Consider the following 13,678-nt stretch of genomic DNA (forward strand, 5'->3'; position numbering starts at 1 on the left):
CAATTTTCTCTCATTATACAAGAAATACCCTATAGAATAGACTTTTTTTCAGTGTCTATTCTATAGGGTACATTTTAGAGGATAGTCCTCTTTCTTTATTTCGCAAATACTCCTGAAACAATACCCATAATTTTTTGGACAACTTCTTCAATTGATAAAGAAGTTGTATCTAATTCCAATGCATCATCAGCTTTTTTCAAAGGAGAAACTTCGCGTTCTGAATCTAATTTATCACGCCTAGCAATTTCTTCTCTTAACTGCTCTAAATTAGAATCGAAACCTTTATTCATATTTTCTAAATGTCTTCTTTCCGCTCTTTCTTCTACAGAAGCAAGCATAAAGATTTTCACTTCAGCATCTGGTAGTACATGTGTACCAATATCACGGCCATCCATTACTACGCCGCCTTTTTTAGCTAATCCTTGTTGACGACGTACCATTTCTTCACGAACAAGACGATGCTTTGCTACAATAGATACACGATTCGTCACATCTGGCGTACGAATCACTTCAGAAACATCTTGTCCATTTAAAAATACAAGTTGTGTATTTTCCCCTTGCTGAAATTCAATATTTACATTTTTTACAACTTCCATTAACTTTTCTTCATTTTCAATATCCACTTTTTGTTCAAGGGCTGCATATGTAACAGTACGGTACATTGCGCCTGTATCAATGTAAACATATGAAAGTTTTTTTGCAACAACTTTTGCCACTGTACTTTTCCCAGCAGCCGCTGGACCATCTATAGCAATCGAAATTCGTTTATCCATTGTAACACCTCATTTTTCACTTATAAAACAAAACGAAAAGCAGGTATTTTCCCCCTGCTTCTTCTCATTTGCCTCACGTCATTAAATCCTCAATAATTGTAGCATAATCCATCATAGAAGAAAATGAAAACTACTTATTCACCTGTAAGATTTCCGCCTTATTTTTCGTGACGACACCTTCGTAATAAACAATTTTCGATAAATATTTCACTGAAGATTTATGTATAAAAAGCAGTTGGACGACAGAAAGAAAAATAAATTGAATCAGTAATATACGAATTATAATTTTCTCCACTTTTTTCAAAAAAACTCACACCTTCCCTCTCTACACTTACACATCTACTCTCATAAATTTCCATAAACAAAACCTAACCTAATAATCACTTACCGGAGCACACTTAAGGTAATTTATTTTATTGTCATTTTCTAAGCATACTTTTATACATTTTCATTGTCGAATTTACTCAAAACATGTTATGTTCTAAATGTATTTTTCAACTTGAAAGGGGTATAAGCATTGAAAAGAATCCTAGTTTTACACACAGGTGGAACAATTGCAATGGAGGAAGATAAAGAAACTGGGGTCGTACAACCAGGTAAAAAGAATCCTCTTTTAAAATTCATTCCTGATTTAGAAGGCGATGTTGATTTAATTGTCGAAGATGTGTTCCATCTTCCATCTCCTCACATGACTCCTAGCGAAATGCTACAATTGCAAGTCATCATTGACGAAAGAGTAAAACAAGACGATATTCACGGCGTAGTCATCACGCATGGTACCGATACATTAGAAGAGACAGCTTATTTTCTTGATTTAACAGTTCAAGCAACTATCCCAATCGTTGTGACAGGGGCAATGCGTTCTAGTAATGAATTAGGTGCCGATGGTCTATATAATTTCTTATCAGCTGTAAAAGTTGCTAGTAGTAATGAAGCTGCTGAAAAAGGCGTTCTAGTCGTATTAAATGACGAAATACATTGTGCTACAAATGTAACAAAAACGCACACAAGTAATGTCGCGACATTCCAAAGTCCACAGTACGGACCAATTGGCATGGTAACAAAACGTGGTGTTGTTTTCCATCATGCTTTAGTGCATCACGAAACATGCACAGTACGACAGATTTCTAAAAACGTTGTCGTTCTAAAAGCATACGCAGGTATGGATGATACATTATTATCAGCAATCGAAACACTACCAGTAGACGGAATTGTTATTGAAGCACTTGGACAAGGTAATTTACCTCCAAGAACACTTCCTAGTCTAGGGCGATTAATAGAAAAAGGCATTCCAATTGTATTAGTTTCACGCTGCTTTAACGGTATCGTTCAAGACGTATACTCTTATGAAGGTGGCGGAAAACAATTAAAAGATATGGGCATTGTTTTCACCTACGGTTTAAACGCTCAAAAGGCGCGAATTAAATTACTAGTCGCACTAGAAAACACAAACTCTCACGAAACAATCCAACATATGTTTATGCACGATTAAAAAAGAAGCTGTCGAAGATTTCGACAGCTTCTTTTTATTCTTCTCTTGATGCAATGGTTTGCGCAATCGCATCTCCATGGAATCTACCGTTCTCGATAAATATTTCATTTGCGTTATTCCCCGCAGCAATTACACCTGCAATAAAAATATTTTCAGCGTTTGTTTCCATACTACCCTCTATATAAATCGGGCGCCCTGTTTCTTCATCAATCCGAACTCCCATTTTTGTTAAGAAGCTGTGGTCTGGATGGTAACCCGTCATAGCAAATACAAAATCGTTTTGAATTGTATTTGCCTCACCATCTACTGTATACGTCAACGTATGCTCAGTAATTTCTTTTACATGCGCATGGAAATGCATTTGAATTGTCCCATTTCGTACTAACGCCTCAAATTCCGGCAAAATCCACGGCTTAATACTTGGCGAGTATTCCCCACCACGGTATAGAACTGTTACACGTGCACCCGATTTAACAAGCTCTAACGCTGCATCTATACTTGAATTTTTACCACCTATTACAACGACATCTCGATCAAAATAAGGGTGTCCTTCTTTGAAATAATGAGCTACTTTCTCAAGTTTCTCACCAGGTACATTCATATAATTCGGATTATCATAATATCCAGTTGCGACAACAATGTATTTCGCAACATATATTTCTTTGTTTCCGTCACGCTTCGTCGTTTCAACTTTAAAAACATCACCATCTTTTTGAACTTGTTCCACTCGTTCAAATGCATTTACACGTATAGATTTACGCTTTACTACTTCACGATAATACGCAAGCGCCTGATTACGAAATGGCTTACGATTTTCTGTAATAAAAGCAACTTCACCAATTTCTAATTTTTCACTAGAGGAGAAAAATGTTTGATGAGTTGGATAATTATAAATTGCATTTACAATGCTTCCTTTTTCGATTACTAACGGATTTAACCCCACTTTTTGCAACGAAATCGCCGCTGCTAATCCGCATGGACCGCCTCCGATAATAATAACTGTTTCTTTTTGCATACTTAGTTCACTCCTAGTCTTCTACCTCTGCTCTATTTATATAAACAAGAAAAAACCTACTTACAGCAGTAGGCATCTATCTTTATTGTATTCATTTTTCATATATTTGTCATCTAAACGAAACATACATCCGATAGACATCTGCTAAAAACTGCTGAAATTTAATTCCTTGTTGCCCTAATACATTCTCAGGATCGATTTTCCGAGTAGGATCCAACGTTTTGTGTGACACAATAGCCTTTTTAGGATTTAAACCGAAATTTTGACATAAATAAGCGTGATACCACGTAAAACGAGTATACGCCTCCCAAAAGTTTACGTCGCCACCATAGCAAAGTTCAACCCCAATTGCAGCCTTATTCGCATCATAACCGAATAACTCATTATCCGTTGGCACATTGTATCGAACATGGTACGCAACTTCATTTATAGGAACAATTTCTAATATTGTTTTATCATCAATAAATGTATGCGCTGAAGCTTTCGGTTGTATTTCATTAAAGTAATCCCGATTTCCTATCGCATTGCTACCAGGGTTCCCCGTGTCATGACTTACAATAAATCTTACTTTTGAAAGAGGAATTCCTGGTCGTGAATTTCCATACCCAATATAGTTACGCTCTATAGGGAACATCGCCATTACTACCAACTCCCGCTCTAAAAAATTACCTTACTTCCTTATATATGTATTCGGTGGCAATGTCCTTATGGCATATTTCTTATGCGAAGAGAACATCGAAAATATTTGATGTGAATACCATAAATAATACAATACTTACAGCCACTCCGTAAAAACCGTAAAACCAAATACAATCCTCTTTCGTATCTAAACCGAAAAATTTATTTACCGATTGTAATAATGTGCCACGCTTGCTTTGTTTGTTTCGTAATACTTCCACTCGTTCTACAACATCTGCTGGCATCATAAATCTTTGGTCTACTGTCATTTTCATCATTTATCTCTCCTTAAAATCATTTCCGTTTTGCTTATCTAAGGAAAGTATAGCACGTTTGTTCGTGTAGAACAAGCGTTCTTTTTATTTTTTATTCTATTTTTCACCAAACCAAGTAATAATTGTGAATATAAACGCGATAATTGGTCCAACTACAACTGCACCAAATATTAAAAATAATAATCCTTCGCCGAACACCCGAACGACACTTGTTTTTCGGGCTCTCTTAGCTCTTGCAAGTTCACCCTCTAACACCTTAACCTTTTCTTCTAATTGGTCTACTCGTTCCATTATTTCATTCCCCATATACAACACCTCATTTAATACTTCAACAAAAAAACGTGATTCCCTCGAAAGGAAATCACGTTTTCTCAAAACATTATATATTATACCCAACCTCTGAAGCGACTAGCCTCAGCCATTTTACGAACACCAATCATGTATGCAGCTAAGCGCATGTTCACTTTACGAACTTGTGATGTTTCATAAATTGAATCGAATGATTTTACCATTACTTTTTCTAAACGTTGTTCTACTTCTTCTTCAGTCCAGTAGTAACCTTGGTTATTTTGTACCCACTCAAAGTAAGATACCGTAACGCCACCAGCACTTGCTAATACGTCTGGAACAAGTAAGATACCACGATCTGTTAAGATTTTTGTTGCTTCTAATGTAGTTGGACCATTTGCAGCTTCAACCACAATTTTCGCTTTAATCTTATCAGCATTTTCTTCTGTAATTTGGTTCTCAATTGCAGCAGGAACTAAAATGTCGCAATCAAGTTCTAACAGTTCTGTATTTGAAATTGTATTATTAAATAGTTTTGTTACAGTACCAAAGCTATCGCGACGATCTAGTAAGTAGTCAATATCTAATCCATTCGGATCATGTAATGCACCGTAAGCATCTGAAATTGCAATTACTTTCGCGCCTGCATCATGCATAAATTTAGCTAAGAAGCTACCCGCATTACCAAATCCTTGAACAACAACGCGTGCACCTTTAATATCAATGTCACGTTTTTTCGCAGCTTCACGAATACAAATTGTTACACCTTTTGCAGTCGCTGTTTCACGTCCGTGTGATCCACCTAATACAAGTGGTTTACCTGTAATAAATCCTGGTGAATTAAATTCATCGATACGGCTATACTCATCCATCATCCATGCCATAATTTGTGAATTTGTAAATACATCTGGAGCCGGAATATCTTTTGTCGGACCAACAATTTGGCTAATTGCTCGTACATAACCGCGGCTTAATCTTTCTAATTCACGGAAAGACATCTCACGTGGGTCACAAATGATTCCACCTTTACCTCCACCATATGGTAAATCAACAATACCACATTTTAAACTCATCCAAATAGAAAGTGCTTTCACTTCATTTTCTGTTACGTTTGGATGGAAGCGAATTCCACCTTTCGTTGGACCAACAGCATCATTATGTTGTGCACGATATCCTGTAAATATTTTAACAGTCCCGTCATCCATACGAACTGGAATTTTCACTGTCATCATACGAATTGGTTCTTTCAATAATTCATATACTTCGTTTGGATAACCCAATTTTTCTAATGCTTCATTAATTACAATTTGTGTTGAATTTAACAATTCAAAATGTTGTTCCCCTTGTTGTTGTGTTTTCGTTTGAGTTCCCTTTTCGGCTACCATAGTAAGTAAACCCCCTGTAATTTCACTTGTTTAGTAAACCTTCATTGCCTAGTATACACCGTTAAATTTGGAATGCAATAGAAAACGCTAACAAATATATACAAACTATTTTGTATTGCAAGCGTTTTCACTATTATTATAGTCCTTTTATTGCTTTTAGAAAAGTAAAATACTTAAATATTTAAATGTTTTTTATTTTCATCAAAATACATTCGATAAAACCATTATTTCATCAAGAAATACTGATTACATTTTAACATACAGATCGGCTAGTCTTGTTACCTACACTTCGTTTTATAGATTTTAGATTTTCAGCTGAATAAAAATAAAACCTCAAGCTACGTTACATTAGCTGAGGTTTTGTTTTTTCACAAAGTAATTGTATATTTGTTCAATCGCTTGAGAATCCATTAATTCTTTACCATATTCCATTACGCGGTAAATTGTTGCTGTTGACGGATTACCGTACTCCGCTAAAATAGCTATAAAATCCGCCTTCAATAATTGAAATTGCTCTTCTTCTTCTATCCAAAGATAAAAACGATCATCCCACATATACAACTTCCCATCAGTTACACCAAGGTTATATAAGCGATTTGACAAATTGATTACATCATCTAATGTAGCAAACTCGTAAAGTATATGTTCACTTTCATCAAGAGTCACTTGCATTTCAATAAACTCGTCACGGAACTCATCTTCTGTGTCCACTTCGTGATTTTCTTTTGTTACAATTACAACCATACCTTGAGCTTGTAGAGAAAATACTTCAACAGCAATCGGTCCATCCGCTTCAAACCCTAATTCTGTATTTGCTTCTTGCATCATATCACGGAATAGTTGCTGTACTTTCGGTGCATTTCTCCACAAATCTTCTTTCGTTAATCCTCGTTCAGATAAATCATCAAATGTTAGGAAAATTTTAATCTTATTATAATTTAAACGTTCCAGTCTCATCTCATACCCTCCCTACGTAACCATTGCATCTAATTTTTATTATATGAAATAGAAAATAGATGGTTCTTTTCGAACGACTATTCCGGCATCTTTAACCATCCATCCCATTCTTCTTTCGTGTTACCAATTAGGATATTTTGAAGATTTAATTGATCTCCAATGCCTTTTCTTCCTATAAAACCACCAGAGATGTTTTCATTTTTTTCTTGCAACAAGTCAATAAATTCTACTGCCTCTTCAAGTTCTCGTTCATCATCAAAAGATATAAACAAATATTTAGGTTGTAATTGTTCAATAGCTAGTAAAATACCTTCTTCATCTAAACTTGTCCCCATATACATTGTTTGATATCCTTTTAGTCGTAAATACGTCGCGAAAATAAATCCTTTTAATATATTATTTTCTAAAACGAAAACTTTGTTAACGGAAGAATACACCGACGCATTATGATAGATCATCCCTAAACGTGTTTGTAAGAATGATACAACATATTTGAATTGCGACATTGTAATCTCATTATTACTTTTTAAAGTTAACAACTTGTTTGCCACTTGAAGAATGATGCTTGCAACAACCTTTTCCGTTGAATATATACTAAAAACCTCGTTTAATAATGCAGAAATTGTAATTTCATCAAATTCTAACAAAGCTTGTAGTATATCGTCCACTAAAACAACTTCTGTATCAGTAATTTTTTCTTTTTGAACGTTGTTCTGCAACCGATTCCCTTCTAATAACTGAACTGCTTGTCCAATCATCATCCCCTCAGAAACTTTGTTCATTAACCATTTCAAAATATGAATATGCTCTTCTGTATATAAACGATGCCCCGCACGATTTCTCTTTGGGGCAATAATATGATAGCGTCTTTCCCATGCGCGAAGTGTACTCGGTTGAATTCCGAGTATATTTGAGACAGCTTTTATATTATATTTTCCATTTGAATTCGGCATTATTTCCCTCCGCATAACGTAATGATATGTGTTTGGGAAGGTGCCCGAAAACGAAGAGGGAACAATGTTGTTCCATACCCATTACTAACAAAGAGAGTCGTATTAGAATGCTTATATACGCCACCCTTTAAATACTTTTCAGATGGAAACAACCGAATCTGGCCTCCATGTGTATGTCCACTTAATACGAGCGAAATTTGTTCATTACCAGACATTTTCTTTATTATATCTGGGTTGTGACTAATTAAAATGCGAAAACCTTCTTCTTTACAATCAGACAACACTAAATCTAAACGATCTCGTTCTAATCCAACATCATCGATACCGAGTAAGCAAATTTTCTCTCCTAATTCAGACTCAAATACAACTCTTGTATTATCTAATACCTTCACATTATTTTCTATTAATAAAGCATCTAATTCGTGATACTCAATTTCATAGTCATTATTTCCCCATACAAAATATACAGGGGCTATTTCTCTTAACTTTTGAATATTTAAAGCGATTTGCGATAAAGGTACTCCTTTTTCAGCTAAATCACCGCCAATAATTACGATATCTGCTTTTCCTTTCACTCGTTCAATTAGCGAACTAGAAATGATCCTTCTATGAATATCCGAAATAAAAAAAACTTTAACTTTTTGAAAACTTTCCGGAAATTCTTCGAATACTAAAGTATGTTCCAACACTGTATTACGCATCGCTTCTTTATACATTCCAAGAAGACATACAAAACCAATGCTTATGAGAGTACATAATAATATAATCCATGACATATATTTTTTACTCTCCCTCCTCGTAAAGTATAGTCCTTAATTTTATGTGGAGCTATATATCACTCATTTAGCTAGCTCTCATACTTCGTGGACTTATCTTTTATAGGAATTTTCAATTCTTGTCCTACCTTCACTTCGTCTTCTTGTAAATCATTATACTTTTTTATTATTTCTATCCCATCTTCATCTGAGAAATATTGCTTCGCTATACTTTCTAAAGTTTCTCCATCTTTCACAACATGAGTTGCTACTTTCTCAGGCTGCTTCTTTGATTCAGTCTTAGCGGAATCAAAGAAAATTACTTCAAACGCACTTTTCTCAGCATTATTACTATCACTTTTTACCTGTATATACTTATCCGTATACCATAGGATACTAATAGGTAACAATATGAACAAAAATGTTAACACTCGGACGAAAATGTGATTCATTTTAAACTTTGGTTTGTTCTCTTTATTTCTATGAATTTCACTACGCGGCGGTAAACTTTCATCTTCTTCCACTTGCTCAACTTCTAACTCCTCTTCAAAATCAGGAATTCGTTTTCTCATGTTGTTCACCACCACCTTCCATTTATTTTCTTAATTGGAGCCCCATTATAAAATCAACAAGAAAGTGTGCAAAGATTGTTATAAACAAATTTCCTGTCCACTCGAATACATAACCAAAAACAAAACTAATAAAGCAGACGAAACAAAACAAAAAAGGCTTCGTTATATACCGAATATGTAACACAGCAAAAATTAAACTCGCTATTACAATTCCGAAATGAGTCTGCACTACACCTCTAAATAAAAACTCTTCCGCAAAGCCAATAATAAACGTGATAACGAGTAAATGCATGACAGAAATCCCTTGAAACATTCTATCGTTAATGCCACCATCATCAAACCAAGATTCTGGAAACACTCGCATTGCAACATAATCTAATAACACAATACAAATCGCTAACAAGCTACCTATTAAAAGTATAGAAACCGGTTCCCATTTCCATAAACTATAAACTTCTCTTTTATCTTGAAATAATATATAGGCTAGTAAACAACCGATACCAATAATGATTAGTTGTGTTATGTAGAGATTCAGTCTTATTTCTCTCGGACTCATATCTTCAACATTATGCCTTTGAATGTTCATCATTCCTCCATCTTTCCTAGGCCGAAAAGCTTTTGTAACTCTGTTTCCCAATTATAGTCGAAAACTAACTGTTGCGCTCGTCTTTTTTTATAATCCGTTTTTGTAATACCACAGTAATCACAACAGTTTTCTATCTCTTTTTCTTTTCTATAACCGAATTGTTGTAATAAATATTCACGTCTACATCCTTGAACTTGTATCCATGACTTCATATTTTCTAGCTCACTATATTTATTACGCATTCTCACTTCCACTTCCGCTATTAATCTGTGCATTATTTCATCTGACAAGCTCTCTAGCATGAGATTTCGCTGTTGTATGATTCCAAGATGTTCGAGATGATAACGTGTAAAGCGCCAATACTGTTCATTAAATCTTGCTGCATTATAACAAATTTCTTCTACATCTTCTAATGGTAATACTTTCGTTTGAAACATTCTTTCTTGTAGTAACGAAAATAAAAATTGTATTTGCGATTTACTTGGTAATTCATCTTCAATGATTGAAATTGGCAAATCGTGATCCAATGGACTACATAATAAAATGGCTATACTCAATTCTCCATCTCTTCCCGCTCTTCCAATTTCTTGTAAATAGGAAGCTACATTTGTCGGATATTGAAAATGAATAATATATCTTGTATTCGCCTTATTTACCCCCATCCCAAAAGCACTTGTACATATTACAATTTGCAACTGGTCATTCATAAACTGTTGTTGAATTAACATACGCTCTTCATGTTCCATACCACCATGATAAAAAGCTACACCTGTAATTCCTTTTCCTCTTAAATACTCGGTTAAACGCTCTGTCCAGGCCCTACTTGAACAATAAACAATACCAGGCCCTTGCAAATACATTACATGCTCAAAAAGCGCCTCTTTTTTTTCTTCTATTGTTTCCACAAATTGCACTTCCATCGCAATATTTGGACGATCAATTGAGTACACATGCTCAGCAATATTTTTTAGATTTAAACTTTCCGCTATATCTCGCAATACATCCTTTGTCGCAGTTGCTGTTAATGCTAGTACTGTCGGAGATCCGATACTCTCAATTACTTTATCTAATTTTTTATAATCTGGCCGAAAATCATAGCCCCATTGTGAAATACAATGCGCTTCATCTACGACAAATAATGAAATATGAATTTTTTTCAATTCTCTTATTAGAAGTTCCGACTGCAACATCTCTGGCGATACGAAAACAAATTTATAAAAAGATAGCTTTTTCATTGCTTCTCTTTTTTCAATTAACGTCCGAAAACTATTCAATGCAATAACTCGATTTTTCACGACATACTTTAATTGCGTAACTTGGTCTTCCATTAAAGATAATAATGGTGATACAACAAGCACCGTACCCTCTTGCAGAAGCCCCGGAAGTTGATAACACATTGACTTTCCCCTTCCAGTCGGAAGCATTGCTACAACATCTTTTCCTTCCAATAAGTCCGTAATAACTCCTTTTTGCCCCGGACGAAATTCAGAATATCCAAACCACTTATATAAATATTCCTCAAGCTTCATTTATACCCTCCATCCGTGCCAATACAAGACGTACTTCAAAATAAGAGATTTCCTCTCCAACCGCTTGCTTCAACACACGCAATTTACGTGTTTGTAATGCTTCAATTACTTTTGTTACTTTTTCCATTTTTTCTTTTTCCATAAACATTTCAATAGAAAATTCTTTTTCTCGTAAAGCAATTTCTACAAAATGGTCTTCTATCGTGGCAACCTTCAAATTCCGAATTGTTGCTATTTCTTCTAAAGAGCGTCCTTGTCTCCAAAGATTATATGTTTTTTTCGTTGATAAACTAAATAAATCAGCTTTCTCATTTGGATAAGATATAATTTCAGCTAATAATGGAAACTCATTTTCTTTATTGCGAACTTCTTGAATAAGGAAATGAATTGTACCCCAAAATAAAAAATAAACTCGAAATATATCTTGTTTCGTAATTTCCGCTAATTGTTGTAAAGTACACCCAATACGTTTATACCCAGTTAACCGATATATTACGATTGTCGCCTCTACTGGATTATTTTTTTGTAAAAGAGTATGCATTTCCTTCCATAATCTTTTAGCCAATTCACTTCTCATATACGGTATTCCAGTGAGAAAACGTTTCACCCACATCATTATTTCTGTATCCTGTTGAATTGGAATAAATTTCGTATTCGCCTGTTGTAAATTCGAAATGGTTTGAACGATCAATGATAATCTCTTCCAAAACGTTTCACCTATTTCACCATAGTGTAAACCATTTAAATATGTCGGAAAGGCAAAGTCACCTTCCCATTTGTTTAATTGCACGTTACCAGCAGTCGTTAACACATATGTATTATCATGTATACCTTGAACTAAATCCGTTTGTAACAACTTTGCAACTTCTTGATCATAATCAGCTCTATTTAATGACTTATAAATCCCAAACAAAAAAGGAATTTGAAACATATTCCCATCTTGTAATGTTTGCGACGATCTCTTTCCTTTTAATAAATAATAAATCGAAGAAACGGTTCTTTCACCATTCAATTGTTTTAAACAATATAATAAAGTATATTGTAGCTGCATTACCGCTTCCACCTCTCAGTCTAACTTCATTCCTTTTTCAATACGATTGCACATTAACTGCTATTCATTTAACTTATCATATTCACACTACATGCTTGTATATATTCTATTGTATCAAACGAAATAACATTTAAGTATTTTGAAAATCTTATGAAATAACTCAAAAATAAGTTGACACTCTAATTGATAAACGTTATCATTATAATTTTATGTTGAAAAGTTTTAAAAACCGTTTTACAATAAGATTATAATTTTTTGGCGAACTTTTCACATACATATTATCAGGAGGGAAAAAATATGGCAAAATATACAATCGTTGACAAAGATACTTGTATTGCATGCGGTGCTTGTGGTGCTGCTGCACCAGACATTTATGACTATGATGATGAAGGCATTGCATTTGTAACATTAGACGATAACCAAGGTATCGTTGAAATTCCAGATGTATTAATTGAAGATATGATGGATGCATTCGAAGGTTGTCCAACTGACTCAATTAAAGTTGCTGACGAATCATTTGATGGCGACTCTTTAAAATTCGAATAGTCTTTTATTAACTTCAAAAAATCCCCCTCATACTTATGAGGGGGATTTTTTGCACTCTTTTTCATTCTCACTAACAAAAAAACCATTAGCAGTTACGCTGCTAATGGTTTAATATTTTTAAGCATTTTTCATTTTTGCAAATACCCATACTTTCAAGCGTGAAAATAATGCTACAAATACAATTGTTACAACAATTCCTTTAATTACATTAAACGGTAATATCGCCGTTACAATAGTTTGTCGCATAATATCACTAGACATAGCTGGTGAATTTAAAAACCAAGTGTACGCTGGTAAAATAATAAAGTAGTTTAACACACTCATAATAACTGTCATAGTAATTGTACCTAGCATTAATCCTGTCGTTAAACTTTTTACTGTGCGATACTTTCGGAATAAGAATGCTGCTGGACCAATAAATAAACATCCCGCTATAAAGTTTGCTACTTCTCCTACTGGTACTCCCGTTAAACTTCCTTGAATTCCGTAATGCAAAATATTTTTTATCGCTTCTACAATTACACCTGCAATTGGACTAAAAATTATCGCCGCAATTAAAGCTGGCACATCACTAAAATCAATTTTTAAAAATGGCGGAAGCCCTGGGAATGGAAAATCCAACATCATTAGTAAATACGCAATACTACTTAGCATCGCTACACTCACCATCTGCACTACACTGTTTTTTTGTTTCATCTTTCTCTCTCCTTTTCCATCGATCTTCTCATGGAAAGTGGAAAGGTTCTGCTATGCCTATTTTTTCATAGAACGAAAAAACCCTTTGTGATTTACACAAAGGGAGAATTTTAAGGCACATCAAACA

At 34.5% G+C, this 13,678-nt stretch carries 17 protein-coding genes; 2 read left to right on the forward strand and 15 right to left on the reverse strand.

Annotation, left to right across the window (positions count from 1 at the left end; genetic code table 11):
- Positions 1–95 precede the first annotated feature (95 nt).
- Both cmk and SB773_RS27980 read right to left on the reverse strand, forming a co-directional pair.
- Positions 96–773 (reverse strand): (d)CMP kinase, encoded by a 678-nt coding sequence (gene cmk / locus SB773_RS27975; protein WP_410593464.1) that lies wholly within the window; start codon positions 771–773, stop codon positions 96–98.
- Positions 774–903: 130 nt separating this feature from the next.
- Positions 904–1,077 carry a DUF5359 family protein gene (locus SB773_RS27980; protein WP_002135263.1) on the reverse strand — a complete coding sequence of 58 codons (174 nt, stop codon included), beginning with the start codon at positions 1,075–1,077 and terminating at the stop codon, positions 904–906.
- A 213-nt stretch (positions 1,078–1,290) separates the two neighbouring features.
- Between SB773_RS27980 and ansA the strand changes: the two genes are divergently transcribed.
- Entirely contained in the window at positions 1,291–2,265 is a 975-nt protein-coding gene (ansA, locus tag SB773_RS27985; protein WP_002030754.1) for an asparaginase, read from the forward strand.
- A 34-nt stretch (positions 2,266–2,299) separates the two neighbouring features.
- Here ansA and SB773_RS27990 read toward each other — a convergent pair whose 3' ends face one another.
- The 12 genes from SB773_RS27990 to SB773_RS28045 form a co-directional block, all read right to left on the reverse strand.
- Positions 2,300–3,280: a YpdA family putative bacillithiol disulfide reductase gene (locus SB773_RS27990; RefSeq protein WP_410593467.1), complete on the reverse strand. Its 981-nt coding sequence runs from the start codon at positions 3,278–3,280 to the stop codon at positions 2,300–2,302.
- 109 nt (positions 3,281–3,389) lie between these two features.
- The gene (locus SB773_RS27995) at positions 3,390–3,920 is read right to left on the reverse strand and encodes a peptidoglycan recognition protein family protein (RefSeq protein ID WP_002011791.1); all 531 of its coding nucleotides are present in this window, start codon (positions 3,918–3,920) and stop codon (positions 3,390–3,392) included.
- A gap of 79 nt (positions 3,921–3,999) precedes the next feature.
- Positions 4,000–4,236: a DUF3961 domain-containing protein gene (locus tag SB773_RS28000; RefSeq protein WP_002011789.1), complete on the reverse strand. Its 237-nt coding sequence runs from the start codon at positions 4,234–4,236 to the stop codon at positions 4,000–4,002.
- Between the two features lie 93 nt (positions 4,237–4,329).
- Complete coding sequence (locus tag SB773_RS28005; RefSeq protein ID WP_002126403.1) at positions 4,330–4,539, reverse strand: hypothetical protein; 210 nt, start codon at positions 4,537–4,539, stop codon at positions 4,330–4,332.
- An 80-nt stretch (positions 4,540–4,619) separates the two neighbouring features.
- Positions 4,620–5,906, reverse strand: a complete 1,287-nt coding sequence (gudB, locus tag SB773_RS28010; protein ID WP_000225168.1) for an NAD-specific glutamate dehydrogenase — start codon at positions 5,904–5,906, stop codon at positions 4,620–4,622.
- A 348-nt stretch (positions 5,907–6,254) separates the two neighbouring features.
- A complete protein-coding gene (locus SB773_RS28015) occupies positions 6,255–6,863 on the reverse strand; it encodes a genetic competence negative regulator (protein ID WP_131245997.1) in 609 nt (202 codons plus the stop codon).
- Between the two features lie 77 nt (positions 6,864–6,940).
- Entirely contained in the window at positions 6,941–7,816 is an 876-nt protein-coding gene (locus tag SB773_RS28020; protein WP_002011784.1) for a MerR family transcriptional regulator, read from the reverse strand.
- On the reverse strand, positions 7,816–8,592 hold the full coding sequence (locus SB773_RS28025; RefSeq protein WP_410593471.1) for a metallophosphoesterase: 777 nt from the start codon (positions 8,590–8,592) through the stop codon (positions 7,816–7,818). Before SB773_RS28025 ends, SB773_RS28020 begins: the two co-directional genes overlap by 1 nt.
- A gap of 71 nt (positions 8,593–8,663) precedes the next feature.
- Positions 8,664–9,143 carry a LysM peptidoglycan-binding domain-containing protein gene (locus tag SB773_RS28030; RefSeq protein WP_002126396.1) on the reverse strand — a complete coding sequence of 160 codons (480 nt, stop codon included), beginning with the start codon at positions 9,141–9,143 and terminating at the stop codon, positions 8,664–8,666.
- 22 nt (positions 9,144–9,165) lie between these two features.
- Positions 9,166–9,729: a CPBP family intramembrane glutamic endopeptidase gene (locus SB773_RS28035; protein WP_002064506.1), complete on the reverse strand. Its 564-nt coding sequence runs from the start codon at positions 9,727–9,729 to the stop codon at positions 9,166–9,168.
- Positions 9,729–11,258: a RecQ family ATP-dependent DNA helicase gene (locus tag SB773_RS28040; RefSeq protein WP_002086642.1), complete on the reverse strand. Its 1,530-nt coding sequence runs from the start codon at positions 11,256–11,258 to the stop codon at positions 9,729–9,731. Before SB773_RS28040 ends, SB773_RS28035 begins: the two co-directional genes overlap by 1 nt.
- Positions 11,248–12,309 carry a YpbB family protein gene (locus SB773_RS28045; RefSeq protein ID WP_410593474.1) on the reverse strand — a complete coding sequence of 354 codons (1,062 nt, stop codon included), beginning with the start codon at positions 12,307–12,309 and terminating at the stop codon, positions 11,248–11,250. The genes SB773_RS28040 and SB773_RS28045 overlap by 11 nt, the downstream gene beginning before the upstream one ends.
- Before the next feature lie 297 nt (positions 12,310–12,606).
- Here SB773_RS28045 and SB773_RS28050 point away from each other — a divergent pair, with 297 nt between their 5' ends.
- A complete protein-coding gene (locus tag SB773_RS28050) occupies positions 12,607–12,855 on the forward strand; it encodes a ferredoxin (RefSeq protein ID WP_001151994.1) in 249 nt (82 codons plus the stop codon).
- 117 nt (positions 12,856–12,972) lie between these two features.
- On the opposite strand, the gene SB773_RS28055 is transcribed toward SB773_RS28050, so the two are convergent.
- Positions 12,973–13,551 carry an ECF transporter S component gene (locus SB773_RS28055; protein WP_002011769.1) on the reverse strand — a complete coding sequence of 193 codons (579 nt, stop codon included), beginning with the start codon at positions 13,549–13,551 and terminating at the stop codon, positions 12,973–12,975.
- Positions 13,552–13,678 lie beyond the last annotated feature (127 nt).

The organism is Bacillus sp. SIMBA_074, from assembly GCF_046534555.1.
GTDB classification, from domain to species: domain Bacteria; phylum Bacillota; class Bacilli; order Bacillales; family Bacillaceae_G; genus Bacillus_A; species Bacillus_A mycoides.